The organism is Marseilla massiliensis, from assembly GCF_016899855.1.
Taxonomy (GTDB): Bacteria; Bacteroidota; Bacteroidia; order Bacteroidales; family Bacteroidaceae; genus Prevotella.
Genome location: NZ_JACJJG010000002.1, coordinates 1 through 16,048, shown reverse-complemented (window position 1 = coordinate 16,048; position 16,048 = coordinate 1). Strand labels below are relative to the sequence as shown.

The 16,048-nt window shown below is 41.4% G+C and carries 13 protein-coding genes; 5 read left to right on the top strand and 8 right to left on the bottom strand.

What is annotated here, in order from left to right:
- Positions 1 to 480, top strand: a complete 480-nt coding sequence (locus H6A34_RS00820) for a cytidine deaminase (protein WP_205102871.1) — start codon at positions 1 to 3, stop codon at positions 478 to 480.
- Here H6A34_RS00820 and H6A34_RS00815 read toward each other — a convergent pair whose 3' ends face one another.
- The 4 genes from H6A34_RS00815 to H6A34_RS00800 all read right to left on the bottom strand — a co-directional run bounded on the left by H6A34_RS00815 (position 481) and on the right by H6A34_RS00800 (position 7,108).
- On the bottom strand, positions 481 to 3,348 hold the full coding sequence (locus tag H6A34_RS00815; protein ID WP_205102869.1) for a PD-(D/E)XK nuclease family protein: 2,868 nt from the start codon (positions 3,346 to 3,348) through the stop codon (positions 481 to 483).
- A gap of 158 nt (positions 3,349 to 3,506) precedes the next feature.
- Positions 3,507 to 5,276, bottom strand: coding sequence for a 30S ribosomal protein S1 (gene rpsA / locus H6A34_RS00810; protein ID WP_021947407.1), 1,770 nt, complete (start codon positions 5,274 to 5,276; stop codon positions 3,507 to 3,509).
- Between the two features lie 178 nt (positions 5,277 to 5,454).
- On the bottom strand, positions 5,455 to 5,985 hold the full coding sequence (locus H6A34_RS00805; protein WP_021947408.1) for an FHA domain-containing protein: 531 nt from the start codon (positions 5,983 to 5,985) through the stop codon (positions 5,455 to 5,457).
- Between the two features lies 1 nt (position 5,986).
- Entirely contained in the window at positions 5,987 to 7,108 is a 1,122-nt protein-coding gene (locus tag H6A34_RS00800) for an HU domain-containing protein (RefSeq protein WP_205102868.1), read from the bottom strand.
- A 105-nt stretch (positions 7,109 to 7,213) separates the two neighbouring features.
- Here H6A34_RS00800 and rfbC point away from each other — a divergent pair, with 105 nt between their 5' ends.
- Genes rfbC through H6A34_RS00785 form a run of 3 tightly spaced genes read left to right on the top strand, consistent with a single transcriptional unit; the run spans position 7,214 to position 9,894 of the window.
- Positions 7,214 to 7,762, top strand: coding sequence for a dTDP-4-dehydrorhamnose 3,5-epimerase (gene rfbC / locus H6A34_RS00795; protein WP_205102962.1), 549 nt, complete (start codon positions 7,214 to 7,216; stop codon positions 7,760 to 7,762).
- Positions 7,763 to 7,774: 12 nt separating this feature from the next.
- Positions 7,775 to 9,091 carry a UDP-glucose dehydrogenase family protein gene (locus H6A34_RS00790; RefSeq protein WP_021947411.1) on the top strand — a complete coding sequence of 439 codons (1,317 nt, stop codon included), beginning with the start codon at positions 7,775 to 7,777 and terminating at the stop codon, positions 9,089 to 9,091.
- The gene (locus H6A34_RS00785; RefSeq protein WP_205102866.1) at positions 9,088 to 9,894 is read left to right on the top strand and encodes a DUF4738 domain-containing protein; all 807 of its coding nucleotides are present in this window, start codon (positions 9,088 to 9,090) and stop codon (positions 9,892 to 9,894) included. Before H6A34_RS00790 ends, H6A34_RS00785 begins: the two co-directional genes overlap by 4 nt.
- A 232-nt stretch (positions 9,895 to 10,126) precedes the next feature.
- Here the strand turns inward: H6A34_RS00785 and glyA are convergent, their stop codons facing one another.
- The 3 genes from glyA to pyrB all read right to left on the bottom strand — a co-directional run bounded on the left by glyA (position 10,127) and on the right by pyrB (position 12,933).
- Positions 10,127 to 11,407, bottom strand: a complete 1,281-nt coding sequence (glyA, locus tag H6A34_RS00780) for a serine hydroxymethyltransferase (RefSeq protein WP_021948995.1) — start codon at positions 11,405 to 11,407, stop codon at positions 10,127 to 10,129.
- A gap of 106 nt (positions 11,408 to 11,513) precedes the next feature.
- Entirely contained in the window at positions 11,514 to 11,969 is a 456-nt protein-coding gene (gene pyrI, locus H6A34_RS00775; protein ID WP_021948996.1) for an aspartate carbamoyltransferase regulatory subunit, read from the bottom strand.
- 16 nt (positions 11,970 to 11,985) lie between these two features.
- A complete protein-coding gene (pyrB, locus tag H6A34_RS00770) occupies positions 11,986 to 12,933 on the bottom strand; it encodes an aspartate carbamoyltransferase (protein WP_021948997.1) in 948 nt (315 codons plus the stop codon).
- Positions 12,934 to 13,051: 118 nt separating this feature from the next.
- Here pyrB and H6A34_RS00765 point away from each other — a divergent pair, with 118 nt between their 5' ends.
- Positions 13,052 to 15,352 carry a transglycosylase domain-containing protein gene (locus tag H6A34_RS00765; RefSeq protein ID WP_205102864.1) on the top strand — a complete coding sequence of 767 codons (2,301 nt, stop codon included), beginning with the start codon at positions 13,052 to 13,054 and terminating at the stop codon, positions 15,350 to 15,352.
- Between the two features lie 405 nt (positions 15,353 to 15,757).
- Here H6A34_RS00765 and H6A34_RS00760 read toward each other — a convergent pair.
- Positions 15,758 to 16,048 (bottom strand): hypothetical protein (locus tag H6A34_RS00760; protein WP_205102862.1); only part of this gene is annotated, 291 nt, incomplete at its 5' end.

Below are 16,048 nucleotides of genomic sequence, written 5' to 3'. Positions count from 1 at the left end.
ATGGAACACGTTACTATAAAATCTGACTTGATGATATTCCATTATGGCGAGCTTGCGGAGGAAGACCGCATGCTGGTGGATATCGCACGTGAAGCAACGGCAAACTCATATTCTCCGTATTCTCATTTTTGTGTCGGTGCAGCCGTAAGGCTTGAGGATGGGACAGTAATCCGTGGGGCCAATCAAGAAAACGCAGCTTTTTCGGTTACAATGTGTGCGGAACGTTCGGCAATATTCAATGCGCAGTCAAATTATCCGCATTTAGCGATAACGCATATTGCCATAGCGGCAAAAAATATTGATGGATTTGTGAAAAATCCGGTTTCGCCGTGTGGATCATGCAGGCAGGCCATATTGGAAATAGAGCAACGCTATGGCCGTGACATAAAGATTCTTCTTTGTGGTGTAGATGTCATTTATGTCTTTGACAGCATAAAGGCTTTGCTTCCATTATCGTTCGTTGACGATTCGATGAGATGATTATCTTCCGCATAAACTGTGATATGGACAATATTCGCAGATGGATTTGTCCTCTGTAGGTTTGAAAGGTATTTTTGGCTCGAATATTTCTGTAATGATGTTGAGCAACCTTTCAGTGAATTCATCTTCAAAGTCGGAAATGTCTATTATGCGTTCTTTCCCGATGGATATGGTTGGGTCATATCCTTCTTCAGATGTATGTTGGATAAACAGTAACGCTGGACTTACAGGCAATGATTCAGGATTATAGTCTTTATCGTGCCTGATGATCATTGCGTAGAGCATGGTCTGCAGGAAATAATCAGCATGTTTGCCTGCCTCTATCGGCATTTTAAATATTTCGTCGATAGTATTGATTTTTTTCATTGTGTATCGCCCGGTTTTGTAATCAATAATTCGCAGGCGTGTGCAGGCTGTATTTTTGTCGTAAATCTGGTCAAGTCTGTCTATTCGTCCGCCGATACGTAACTTGCGTTCACCGAGACTGGTATATATTGTTATGTCTGTGTATGCCGAGGCTTCAACGTTGTTGATTTTAAAAGGAGTGAGTTGCAGGTCTATTTCGAGCAGCCTGCCGATATATCTGATAATGACCTCCCTATTGATTAGTTGTAAGCCGTTGTATTCGATCTTCTTGTTCGATTTCCCTTCGAAGATAACTTTGGTGAAAGCCATGTCAACAATACGCCCAATCAGTTCTTTATGTTTTATGGCATAGTTAATGCTGTCACGTGTTATGCTTCCGTCTTTATCCATTAACTGTTTGTATAATATTTCCGAAGCATTGTGGAATACATTTCCGAAAATCCTGTTGCTCATTTCGTCCATGTCTTCTTCCGGCTCGGTTATCTGTGCCACATTATTATAATAGAATTGTAACGGACACCGCATGTAACGGTTTATCGATGTAGGCGATAGATAGCCAATCTCGTCCAGTGCTTGTCTTATATTTTTGTCTTTTGCAATTATTGGTGCATGGCTGAATTCCATTTGTTGACCCGCCTGGAGTGAAACTCGCCTGATTTTAGCGTTGCTTTCTATCATAAGTTGCAGCATGAATCGGCTCATTTCGCCTGTATGTCCGTTTTCAGTGGAACAATTATAGGCAATTGTTACATCTGTGGCTCTTTGTATTAAGTTGTAAAAATAATAGGCGTAGATGGCAACTTTGTTGTCAATGGTAGTAAGACCGTTTGCTTTTCTTATTGAATATGGTATGAAAGACGAGTCATTAATGCCTTTTGGCATATTTCCCTCATTGCATGAAAGTATCAGGATATGGTCGAAATCAAGGTTTCTTGTTTCAAGTATTCCCATTATTTGTATGCCTTCAGCAGGTTCCCCATGAAATGGAATTGAAGTGGAATTGATAATTTGGACAATAAGCTTTTGCAGCGTTATTATGTCCACATTAAGGTCTCCGCTTTTTACAAGTTCATTCATCCTGTTGCACAAAGTGTACATCCTGAACAACGATTCTTGTGTAAGTTGATCTTTTTCAGTTGTTCCGCATTTATCCGCAATAGTCCTAATGACGTCTAAGAGCCACTGTGTCAATGGTTGGTTATTGTCAGGAGAGCGGAATAGGGTAGAAAGCCCTTTGTCTTGCGATAGTATGGCAGGAGTAGGGTTGTATATGCGTTCATTAGCAAGTTTCTCTTTTATCGTCGTGGATTGTCCGGATACATATTGGGCATACGGGTGTGAAAGTATTTGCATGACATGTTTAGTCCTGAATGTTCCTTTGCCGGATGAGTATCCATTTATCCTTAAATCTAATAATTGAAGTACGAATGATGATATGGATGTTTGAAAAAGCGGGTATCCTGTTGTTATGTTCACACTTTCCACTTCTTCCGGTATGCAATGTATTGCGGTAGACAGTAATGCTTCGTCGCATAAAACGATAGCAGTATTGCGCCCATATTTATATCTTTCATTTTCTTTTAGCCAAGTATTTATGTATCTTGCTTGTATATTTTCTGTTGTGGCACTGATGTATGTTATTTCTTTAGGTTTGTGAAGATTATCGTAAATAGCGTCATTTGAGCAGTCCAATTCATTTGGATATTTATCTAAATATCTTGAAATGTAATGTCCGGCTTCATTTATCAGGATACCTGATTGCTTTTTTTGCATGTAATATTTATCAAAATCCCAATAGAAACGTGCCTTCTTCTCTTTGTAGAGTCGCATGAATACTTGTTGCTCAACTTTCTGTATTACGTTAAAGCCTATAAAAATGTAGGTGTCATAACGGTAGTCTATAGCTGGGTCTGACGCTACTTCGCGATACATCATACCTTCATATGCAATGCCTTGGTGCTTAAGACGTACTCTAAAGTTGTTATATATATCTTCAAGGTGGCACCATAATTGCATGAAACGTTTTTTTAATTCACTGTTATTGTCGTCCGTGAAATTACTGAAAAAACGTTTTAGTATTTTTTTCTGTTCATCGTCGAGGTATGAAATGTCGTCAAGCTCATGTAAGTTTTTCACATTCCTGAACACTTGTGATGCATCGGCCATGTTTTTGTCTATGTCATCAAAGTCAGATATAAGCATTTGTCCCCAACCGTAAAAGTGGTCAAGTGTCTCGTCAATACCAGTGCATTCAGTAAAAGACTTGTGTATATCGCAAATGAGTTTTATCGAGTCGCCTATTGTAAGTTTTGAATGTTGGTTGAAAAATTCGCTGATTGTAATATATGCAGGTGACCATATCGGATGTCCGGCTTGTTTGGCAAGTAGTTCGTTAAGGAAAAGTGAGGCGCGTTTATTGGGGAATACTACAGCAATACGTGACAGATCTGTGCCGTATTTGCTGATAATATCTTCTGCAACGTATTCAAGAAATTTTTTCATTTGGTCATGATAAGTGTTTATGCAAAGATACGATAAAAAGATGACAGCTCTTGTCTTTTTAGTTTTTTTCTTATTGTGTGTTTCTCAAAAATTTAAATCCCCATTGACAAGATAAACTGTCAATGGGGATTCGATATGGAATAAAATTATTTATTCAATTATTCGCCTTTTTCCATTTTGGCTTTCAGTTCAGCAAGAGCATCGATATCGCCAAGTGTTGTTCCGGCTGCAACGTTGTTGATAGCAGGAGCTTCTTCTTTCTTTGACTTCTTGCGTGCTGCCTTCTTAGGCTCGTCTTTTACATCCTCGAAAGTACGGCTATGAGAAAGGATTATACGCTTAGTCTCTTTAACGAATTCGATAACCTTGAATTGCAACTCTTCTCCGAGTTGAGCCTGGCTACCGTCTTCCTTAACAAGGTGTTTTGGAGTTGCGAAGCCTTCGCCACCTTCGTTCAGTGCGATTACGGCACCCTTGTCCATAATTTCGGTTATCTTGCCTGTATGGATTGAGCCAGGAGTATAGATCGTTTCGTATGTATCCCAAGGATTGTCTTCAAGCTGCTTGTGGCCAAGGCTCAAACGACGGTTCTCCTTGTCTATTTCTAGAACTACGACATCGATGTCCGCACCAACTTGAGTGAACTCTGATGGATGCTTAACTTTCTTTGTCCAAGAAAGGTCGCTGATATGGATCAGGCCGTCCACGCCTTCTTCGAGTTCAACAAATATACCGAAGTTTGTGAAGTTGCGTACCTTTGCAGTATGCTTGCTTCCGATAGGATATTTAACTTCGATTGTTTCCCATGGGTCTTCCTTGAGTTGTTTGATGCCAAGCGACATCTTACGCTCCTCACGGTCAAGCGTGAGAATAACAGCCTCAACCTCATCTCCGACATGCAGGAATTCCTGTGCACTGCGAAGATGCTGACTCCAACTCATTTCTGAAACGTGGATAAGTCCTTCTACACCAGGAGCAATTTCTACGAATGCACCGTAGTCAGCAATGACAACAACTTTACCCTTAACATGGTCGCCAACCTTAAGGTTAGGATCAAGTGCATCCCAAGGATGTGGAGTGAGTTGCTTCAAGCCGAGGGCAATACGTTTCTTATCGTTATCGAAGTCAAGTATGACAACGTTGATTTTCTGGTCCAAAGAAACGACTTCGTGAGGATCACTGACACGACCCCATGAAAGGTCTGTGATGTGAATGAGTCCGTCTACGCCGCCGAGGTCGACAAACACACCATAAGAAGTGATGTTCTTGACTGTACCTTCAAGTATCTGGCCTTTCTCGAGTTTGCTGATAATTTCCTTTTTCTGGGCTTCAAGTTCAGCTTCGATGAGTGCTTTATGTGAAACAACTACATTACGGAATTCCTGATTAATCTTAACGACCTTGAATTCCATCGTTTTTCCTACGAATACATCGTAGTCACGTATTGGGTGAACGTCAATCTGGCTTCCCGGGAGGAATGCTTCAATACCGAACACATCTACAATCATGCCACCCTTTGTGCGGCATTTGATGTAACCCTGGATAACTTCTTCGTTCTCAAGAGCAGCGTTGATACGTTCCCAGCTCTTGCTCAAACGAGCTTTCTTGTGTGAAAGTAACAGTTGACCTTTCTTGTCCTCTTGGTTTTCAACATATACTTCAACAGTATCGCCAACCTTGAGTTCAGGATTGTAACGGAATTCGCTTGCCGGAATGATACCATCGCTTTTGTAACCGATGTTTACGACAACTTCTTTCTTGTCGATAGAAATTACCGTTCCGTCAACAACTTGATGCTCGCTTACTTTGTTAAGGGTTTCATCGTAAGCTTTTTCAAGTTCTTCTTTGCTTACGCTTACATTACTTCCATTTTCAAACTCGTCCCAATTGAAGTCTGCCAATGGTTGTACGTTCTTTAAATCTGACATAAAAAATAATTAAGTTTTAATTAATAAAGTTCGACTTTATATCGTTATTATAAATCGGCTGCAAAGGTACAATCTTTAAATCTTCTAAAAGAATTATACTATTATAATCTTGTTGAAATAATATGTATTTATGATTATTTAACTTAACAACCGCAAAATATGTGGAGAAACTTGGTCGTTATTCTTCACTATTTGCAGCTCGCAATATAATACTTGTAGCTCCAATGGTAAATAACGTCCCATCGTATATTATCCTTCTTTCGCGGTCGCCAAGAATCATGTTATCAACGAATGTACCTGTGTTACTCGGCCCGTCACGTAATGTATATTTTAAATTGCCATTCTTGTCTTTTGACACGTTAATTACGCAGTGGTTATTGTCAATGCTTGGGTCGTTAGTCTCAATCGGGGTGTTAGCTTTGCTCCCTTTCATGTATCTACCTATTATATTATCACCCCATTTTAATGGTATTACCTGTTTGTAGTGAAATACATTTTCTATTACAATGATTGAGCCATATCCGTTCTCATCAGCGTTTTCATCTGGATTCTCTTCTTTTTGTATGTTCCTGAGTTTGGATTTGCCTATTCTTATACCAAATTGTTTCCCGCATTGTGGGCATACAAAAACCAACGCTTGCCCTTCTTGGTATTTAGTCTCATCAAATGTGATGAATTCGTCGCATTTAGGACATCTTACTCTTTTCATGTTATTTTTTTACTTGATATACCCAAGCATCATAAAAATTATCGTTTCCACGCAAATTGTTTAATTCGTTATATGCTTCACCCTGAGTAGTATAATGACCGTAGATAACTTTTATAGACCTATTTTTCTCAATCAATACAGATGCCTCGTCGTATCCCTGTTTGCCAAGGCGTTTAACGAAGTCTTCTGCATTATTCTTTGTTACCTGACTGGCAAGCACGATGCAGTAATAGTCCTTTTCCTGCTTTACCGAGTACTGATTTGTTTTTGTTGGCGCGTTTACGGTTGAATTTTCTTTTTTATTCGTTTTTGCGCCTTGTGATTTTGTTGTACCTGTTATTTTTAGGTTTAAACTATTGTCGTTTTTTGTAATGTTATTGTAACCGTTGTTAATTAGCGTATTGATAAAGCCATGGTCGATATTACTCGTCATCAACGTTCCGCTATTTTCATTAACAGGTGTACCCAAGACCATGAACAATATTACGGCGATTACAGCTGCGGCAAAATTCCTTAATGCGCTTATGCGTATTTGTATTTTTCCGTTGTCTTCTGATGTATTTGCCGAGATTTCAGTCTGCACACCAAATTCATTGTCTTTTGTTAGTTTTGTTATGCCATTGTGTGCATCGAATGGTATGGCTACAGCTTTTTTATCAGTTGTAACGAAATCCGTAGAGGTAATTTTCTTCATTTCGAAAGAGCTTAGGCTGTACAGCTCTGGGGTCAGAATACCTGCTTCGCATGGAGTGAATTCCATATTGCCGTCATCGTTGAGATATAATGTTCCTATATCATACAATTCGTATGAACCATTGTTGGCAATATGCTGCCTTAACTCGTTTACCTCGTTCTCAATGCGGTTGTACGCTTCAGGGTAGCTTAGGTCATAAGCCTCTGAATATGACTGAACTAACAATGAATCGTTAATGCTTAATTTAGGATTGAAACCTAAAGTTCTTACCGGTGGTATGAACATGCTGTCTGCCTCATCGAACCGTGCTGCAACATGGCTTGCTATGAAGCCTCCTAAGCCCGGTACGATGACACAATCACTTTTTAAAAGCAATATCTCGATATGTCTTTCTAATTCAATCACGTGTGCAAAATTAGTGATTTTCATTTAAAAAAGCAAATATAAACGCTGTTTATGGCTAAAAAAACAGGTTATATTACCGAGTATTCGGATATATTTTATACTTTTGCACAAGATTACAAACGTTTTCTTATGAAATACATAAAGACTGAAATAGAAGGTGTTTATATTTTAGAACCTAAAGTTTTTGAAGATGCCAGAGGGTATTTTTTTGAGGCATTCAAAAGTTCTGATTTCAAAAATAATGTCGGTGACATAGAGTTTATTCAAGATAATGAGTCGAAGTCAAGCCGTGGCGTGTTGCGGGGTTTGCACTATCAAAGGGGTGCCTATTCACAGGCTAAGCTCGTTCGTGTGATAAAAGGGCGTGTGCTTGATGTGGCCGTTGACTTAAGAAGGAGCTCTGCAACGTTTGGAAAGCATGTCATGGTTGAGCTTAGTGATGAAAACAAGAGGCAGTTCTTTATACCTCGTGGTTTTGCGCATGGTTTTCTTGTGCTGAGCGATGAAGCCGTTTTTACATATAAAGTGGACAATGTGTATGCGCCGGATAAAGAGGCTTCAATACGTTTCGACGACGAAATTCTCGGTATTGAATGGCCGATGGATTCATCTGAGATATTGACAAGCAAGAAGGATTTGGAGGCTTTGCCGTTTGACAAGGCTGAATATTTTGATTAATTTACAGTTTATATGAATATCGCAATAGTAGGTACCGGATATGTAGGCCTTGTCTCTGGAGCATGTTTTGCAGAGACTGGCGCTACGGTTACGTGTGTGGATGTTGACGAGAATAAGATCGAGGCCTTGAAGAAAGGTATAATTCCTATATATGAACCAGGCCTTGACGAACTTGTAGTAAAGAATGTCAGGGCTGGCAGGCTTAAATTTTCCACATGTTTGCCGGATATAATCAATGAACAGGAAATTGTCTTCACTGCTGTAGGTACTCCGCCTGACGAGGATGGCAGTGCAGACCTGAAATATGTGCTTCAGGTCGCTAAGACAATAGGCGAGAACTTGAATAGATATTTGGTCGTTGTCACCAAGAGCACAGTGCCAGTCGGTACTTCACGCAAAGTCTATACTGCTATCAAAAAAGAACTTGATAAGCGTGGCGTGGATGTTCAGTTCGACGTCGCAAGCAATCCTGAATTCCTGAAAGAGGGTAATGCCATCAAGGATTTCATGAGCCCAGACCGTGTTGTCATAGGAGTGGAAAGCGAGAGGGCGAAGAAAATTCTGACAAAGTTGTATAAACCCTTCCTGATTAATAATTTCAGGGTTATCTTTATGGATATTCCCAGTGCCGAGATGACAAAGTATGCAGCTAATTCGATGCTTGCTACCCGTATCAGTTTCATGAATGACATTGCCAACCTTTGTGAACTTGTCGGTGCTGACGTGAATAAAGTGCGTGCCGGTATAGGTTCAGACACACGTATAGGCCGTAAATTCTTGTATGCGGGGTGTGGATACGGTGGCTCATGTTTCCCGAAGGATGTAAAAGCGCTGATTAAGACAGCTGATGATAATGGTTATTCACTTGAGGTTCTCAAGGCTGTGGAACGCGTAAACGAGCGTCAGAAGGGCGTAATGTTTGAAAAGTTGAAACGTTCTTTTAACGGAGAGTCGCTTGCTGGAAAGAAAATTGCTTTATGGGGATTGGCGTTCAAGCCGGAAACTGACGATATGCGTGAGTCAACGGCATTGGTTGTCATGAAGAAACTGCTTGATGAAGGTTGTATCGTAACAGCTTATGACCCTGAGGCGATGAAGGAATGTAAGCGGATAATGGGTGACAGTATTATTTATTGTAATGATATGTATGAAGCTGTAAATGGAGCTGATGCCTTGTTGCTGCTTACGGAGTGGAAGGAATTTAGGTTGCCTGACTGGGAGGCTATAGGCAGGTCAATGAACCGTAAACTGGTGCTTGACGGTAGGAATATATATGATAAGGAAGATTTGAACGAGCATGGTTTCGAGTATCACTGTATTGGAAAATGATACGTATTAAGGCTTTACATATAATCGTTGTTCTTGTGCTTGCCGCTTTATTAGGCGGGTGTAACGGTAAGGCCGAGCATAAGGCCGAGCCTGAGGAGAACTTGAAGGCGAAAAACATGCTTTCCGGTATCTGGGTAGATGCTGACGAGGAAACCGTAGTATTCAGGATAAAAGGTGACACTATTTATTATCCTGACTCAACCAGCCAGCCTGTAGAGTTCAAGATTATTGAGGATACAATGGTGTTGCTCGGTAATAATTTGTCCAAATATCCAATTGTCAAGCAGGATGTACATATCTTTCAGTTCAAGAATCAAAACAACGATATCGTAAAGCTGGTTAAGAGCGAAGATCCCAACGACACTCTTCAGTTTGTGCGTCACCGTCCGATAGTTCTCAACCAGGGTAAGGTAATCAAGAGTGATACTGTTGTATGGTTTGCCGAGACAAAATATCATAGTTATGTTCAGGTTAACCCTACGACATACAAGGTTTACCGTTCTTTCTATAATGCCGAGGGAATGGAGATTGAGAACATTTATTATGACAACATAATACATATAAGTATATTCAAGGGGGCGCAAAAACTTTTCTCCAAAGATTTTACGAAGTCGGATTTTGCAGAGGCGGTGCCTGAGAATATGTTGAGGCAAAGCATATTGAGCGACATAGTGCTGATGTCTTTAAAAGATGACGGATTCCATTACCAGACACAATTGGCAATTCCTGACAGTCCGAGCAGTTTTTTGGTAGAACTTGTTGTGTCGTATGAAGGCAAGACGAGCTTGCAAGTCTTGAAGTGAAGCAAGCGATAAACTTCGTATAATGCGATTATGTAAGTAAAAAGGGATATTTGTCTTTTAATATGAAAGACGGTTTAGCCGGATTTATAAAGGGCCGTCTTTAACAGTGTTAAAAGCCGCCTCTGGCCGGCCCGAAGACGGCCCTTGGCATAGCCATTGGCCATCCTTATAAAAAGAAAGCGTGCCGAAGCTTTAGAGCTTCGGCACGCTTTCTTTTTGCGGCTTGATATTTTTAATAAGCGAATAATGGATATTTCGACATTGTGTCGTTGACCTTTTCACGTACGCGCGCTATTACCTTTTCGTCTTCAGGGTTATTGAGCACTTCTTCTATAAGGTCGGCAATGAGTACCATCATGTCCTCTTTTGCTCCACGCGTTGTTATAGCCGGTGTACCGAGACGTATTCCCGATGTCTGGAATGCGCTCCTTGTATCGTAGGGTACCATGTTCTTGTTTACGGTAATGTCGGCAGATACAAGGGCTTTCTCTGCTACCTTACCTGTAAGGTCAGGATATTTAGAGCGCAGGTCAACAAGCATTGAGTGGTTGTCCGTACCACCGCTCACTATGGTGAAGCCACGCTTGATAAGTTCCTCAGCCAGTACGGCTGCGTTCTTTTGCACTTGTTTTGCCCATTCCTTGAATTCCGGTTGCAGAGCCTCGTTGAAGGCAACGGCCTTAGCGGCGATGACATGCTCGAGCGGTCCGCCCTGTGTGCCTGGGAATACGGCGCTGTTGAGCAACTGGCTCATCATCTTTATCTGGCCCTTCGGAGTTGTTTTTCCCCATGGATTCTCGAAGTCCTTACCCATAAGGATGATACCTCCTCGTGGACCACGTAACGTCTTATGGGTGGTTGACGTCACTATATGAGCGTATTTCAAGGGGTTGTCAAGCAGTCCGGCCGCAATCAGTCCGGCAGGGTGAGCCATGTCTATCATTAGTAGTGCGCCTACCTTGTCCGCTATTTCGCGCATACGTTTGTAGTCCCATTCACGGCTGTAAGCTGAACCGCCGCCGATTATCAATTTGGGCTTATGCTCCAGCGCCAGCTGTTCCATCTCGTCATAATCCACGCGTCCGGTCTCTTTGTTGAGATTGTAGCCTACTGCATGGTATAGAATGCCGGATGTATTTACGTTGGAGCCATGTGACAAGTGGCCTCCATGTGCGAGATTAAGTCCCAAGAATGTATCACCTGGATTCAGGACGGTAAGCAGCACTGCTGCATTGGCCTGTGCTCCTGAGTGGGGTTGTACATTGGCAAACTCGGCATTGAAGAGTTTTTTTACACGCTCAATAGCAAGGTTTTCAACCTCGTCTACTACTTCGCAGCCTCCGTAATAACGTTTTCCAGGCAGTCCTTCGGCGTATTTGTTTGTGAGCCAGGAGCCCATAGCCTGCATGACTTCGTCGCTTACGAAGTTCTCAGAAGCGATAAGCTCCATTCCTTTCAATTGTCTTTGGTGCTCTTTTTCGATAAGGTCGAAAATAACTTGGTCTCTTTTCATTTTGTGATATTTTGTTTGTGAATATTCTTTTTTGTCGCTTATTATTTTATTTATGCCGTAACTCTTTATTTGTTATGGCTTGAAACGAGCTTGACTCAGATTGTATTCAGATTAATTCAACTTCGTTTATGTCTTGTTCTTTATCACAGTAATGGCAACGTATGGTACCGTCTTTTTTGTTTATTACATTGAAGACGGTTTGCATAGGCTCGTTGTTAGTTATGCATTTGGGATTGTTGCATTTCACGATTCCAGTTAAAACGTCGGGTGTCTCAACCTTTTTCTTTTCAACTACTTCATAATTTTTTATGATGTTGAGCACGACGTTTGGCGCAACTACAGACAATCGTGAAATCTCTTCATCTGAAAAGAATTTGTTTTCTATCTTAATTATTCCTTTTCGTCCGATTTTTTTTGAAAGATAGTTATACCCGATCGTGACTACTGTATTAAGATTTTGTAGCCCAAGGATGTTTGCAACTTCATATGTCTTTTCCGACGGTATATGGTCTATGACGGTTCCGTTCTCTATTGCCGCCACAAGTCTTTCTTTCTTGCTCATAGTAACCTGATGTGTTTTAGTCAATAATAGTTTTGTCTTTAACGATTTCGTCATATGTGATTCCCAGGACATCGCATATTATTGCCTCACGTGCGTAAAGTCCGTTTTGCGCCTGCTGGATATAATATGCGTGTGGATTCTCGTCCACATCATATTCTATTTCGTTGACTCGTGGCAGTGGATGGAGAATCCTCATGTTGTCGCGCGCGTTGGTCAACATGTCATTCTTAAGAATATATACGTTTTTTACCTTTTCATATTCCATCAAATCAGAAAAGCGTTCTTTTTGGACACGGGTCATGTACAGTATGTCCGCCTGGTTTATGGTTTCTTCGGTAAATTCCGTGTGTTCAATATATTTTATGCCGTTATCCCTGCAATATAGTTTATATTCGTCCGGCATAGCGAGTTCTTTAGGCGCAATGAAATGGAATGTAGGGTTGAAGTGGCGCATAGCCATTATCAGTGAATGCACGGTGCGGCCATATTTTAAGTCTCCCACCAGGCAGATGTTTAGGTTGGAAAGGGTGCCTTGTGTCTTGTAAATCGAATAAAGGTCAAGCATGCACTGTGACGGATGTTGATGTGCCCCGTCACCGGCATTTATAATGGGAACGGGAGCTACTTCGCTTGCGTATTGCGCCGCTCCTTCGATATAGTGTCGCATTACAATCACGTCGGCATAGTTGGATACCATCAGAATTGTGTCTTTGAGTGTTTCACCCTTGGTGGCGCTTGTCACTTTAGCGTCGGTGAAGCCTATTACTCGTGCCCCGAGACGGTTTGCTGCGGTTTCAAAACTAAGACGTGTGCGGGTTGACGGCTCGAAAAAAAGTGTAGCCACAACTTTGCCTTTAAGGATTTCCCTGTTTGGGTGAGCTTCAAACTCCTGTGCCGATTTTATCAGATAAAGTATTTTTTCACGTGATAAATCGGCAATAGTAACAAAATTATGTTTTCCCATTGAGTGTTGTGATTTCAAATTCGAGCGCTAAGTTACGCATTATTTTTAATTTATGGTGGATAAATCGAAAGAAAAGTAGTATTTTTGCAGCTAATTAGTGTTTATCTTTAAATTCATAATGAGAAAAGCATTTGTACGCATATTGTGGGGATTACTTTGTGCCGTGGTCATTTTCATGGCTGTTGCGTTTACGTCAATATGGTTTGGATGGGTTGGGTATATGCCTGATATCGCTGATTTGCAGAATCCCATAAGTAAATATGCATCTCAAGTATATTCTGTTGACGGCAAGATACTCGGTACTTATAGCATGAACCGTGAAAATCGTGTTCATGTGGATTTTGACAATCTTTCGCCTTATCTTGTTGAAGCTCTTGTTGCAACCGAGGACGAAAGATATTATGATCATTCAGGTATTGATTTTATTGCTTTGACTCGAGCTGTGATAAAACGTGGACTGTTAGGCCAAAAGAGTGCCGGAGGAGGGTCAACAATTACACAACAGTTGGCTAAGCAGCTTTATTCAGCCACGGCAAAAAGTACTCTTGAACGTGTAATGCAGAAACCGATAGAGTGGGTAATTGCCGTTAAGCTTGAACGCTTTTACACAAAAGAGGAAATCATCACAATGTATCTTAATTATTTTGATTTTCTTCATAACGCGGTAGGTATTAAGACGGCTTCTGACGTTTATTTTAAGAAAAATCCCAAAGACCTAACTCTTACTGAGGCTGCTACGCTTATCGGCTTGTGCAAGAATCCATCTTATTTTAACCCTGTCAGGTATCCTGAAAGATGCACTGAACGCCGTAACGTAGTGCTCGGGCAGATGCATAAGGCAGGTTATATTTCGGACGAAGAGTATCGTACGGCACACGATGAGCCGTTGGCTCTGAACTTCCATCGCATAGACCATAAGGACGGTATAGCAACTTATTTCCGTGAGTTCCTGCGCCAGTATGTAATGGCGGAGAAGCCGAAGCTAAGTAATTATCCGTCGTGGAACCGCGTGCAATATTCAATTGATTCGACAGCTTGGGAGAATGACCCCCTATATGGATGGTGTAACAAGAATTTCAAGAAGAACGGCGAGCCGTATAACGTCTATACTGACGGACTTAAAATCTTTACTACAATAGATTCACGCATGCAGAGATATGCCGAGGAAGCAGTGCTGCAACATGTCGGACATTATCTGCAACCAGCGTTTACAAAGGAGAACCGTGCTAAGCCTAATGCTCCTTTCACAAATGCGTTGACTGCCTCGGAGGTGCGTGGCATACTTAATCGTTCGATACGGCAAAGCGAACGTTACCGTGTCATGCGTGAACAAGGGGCAACGGATGAAGAGATACAAAAATCGTTCAGGACTCCTGTCGAGATGTCAGTTTTCACTTACCATGGTGATGTCGACACGGTGATGACACCATTGGACTCAATACGTTATATAAAGTCGTTCTTGCGTTCCGGGTTTGTTAGTATGGATGCGAAGACAGGTGCTGTAAAGGCGTATGTCGGTGGTGTTGACTTCACACACTTTACATACGATATGGCGACCCAAGGGCGTCGTCAGGTTGGTTCGACAATTAAACCGTTCCTGTATGCTTTATGCATGTCAAATGGAATGTCACCTTGTGATGTCGCTCCAAATGTCCAGCAGACTTATGGTAATTGGACTCCGCGTAACGGCAGTCGTGCACGTTATGGCCAGATGGTGACGTTGAAATGGGGGCTTGCGCAGTCTAACAACTGGATATCCGCATACCTTATGAGCCGCCTCAATCCGCAGGACTTCTTGCGTATTCTCAATGATTTTGGTATAAACACTTATGACGCTTATCCTTCGATGGTACTGTGTCTCGGTCCTAATGAGGTGTCGGTAAGCGAGATGGTGAGCGCATATACAACATTTGCCAATCATGGAATACATTGTTATCCTATGTACGTGTCAAAGATAGAGGATAATGAGGGCAACGTCGTTGCTACCTTCCAGCCCCGTATGAACGAAGTTATCAGTGAGGAAAGTACTTACAAAATGCTTGAGATGTTGCGTGCGGTGATGAACGGTGGTACCGGTAGCCGTATGCGTTACAGATATAATATAGAATGTGACATGGGAGGAAAGACCGGTACAACCAACCGTAATGCTGATGCCTGGTTCATGGGCTTTACGCCGTCACTTGTCAGCGGATGCTGGGTCGGTGGTGAAGATCGCGACATCCATTTCGATTCTACGCGGATGGGTCAAGGTGCCAACATGGCCTTGCCTATTTGGGCGTATTATATGAAAAAGGTGTTTGCTGACAAGTCATTAGGTTATGATCCGAACGAGAAATTCGATATTCCAGAGGATTTTAATCCATGTTCCTCTGAGTTGGATGATTATTTGCCTGGTGGAATAGAGGAAGTTTTCGAATGACATGGTGTATGTCTTGATATTTTAATGCATGAAGTTCATATAATTTGAGGTAATGATTGTTCTCTTTACAGTCATTACCTTATTTTATTTATATATGTAACTTAATTTTTTCTACATTTTGATGAATTTGCAATATATGCCATATTGCAATGTGAAAGGTGCTGTTTTCATTGATAAAAGACGGCCTTTTGGTATGCAAAATAACGCCTTTTGCATATTGATAGCATATTTTTATATGTCAATGGTATGAAAACCAATTTTTATCTGAAGCTATAGTTCCGACAAATTAGTCTCATTGATAGCTCTACGTCTGTTCTTGAAAATATCTGTTTTGCCCTATAATATAATAATGTGGAAAGCCCCTTTTGTGACGTTTTATTTGTAAACGTATGTTAAAATACGGTATTATTTAAAACTTTTTCTTGAAAAGGTTTGGTGGTTTGTCCGGAAGTGTGTACTTTTGCATCCGCTTTTCAGGGGTTGCCCCTGATGAAGTAAAAAGTTCTTTGAAATGATGACACAGGCGAGGAGCAGCGGCCGCCGGATGTAAAGAAGGCGGTTGTCATGCCGAGAGTAAGAAGCCGGGCGTTGGCCCGGCGGCGTATCGAAGGTAAAAAAGAAAAAAGAGATATACAATGTAGAGTTTGATCCTGGCTCAGGATGAACGCTAGCTACAGGCTTAACACATGCAAGTCG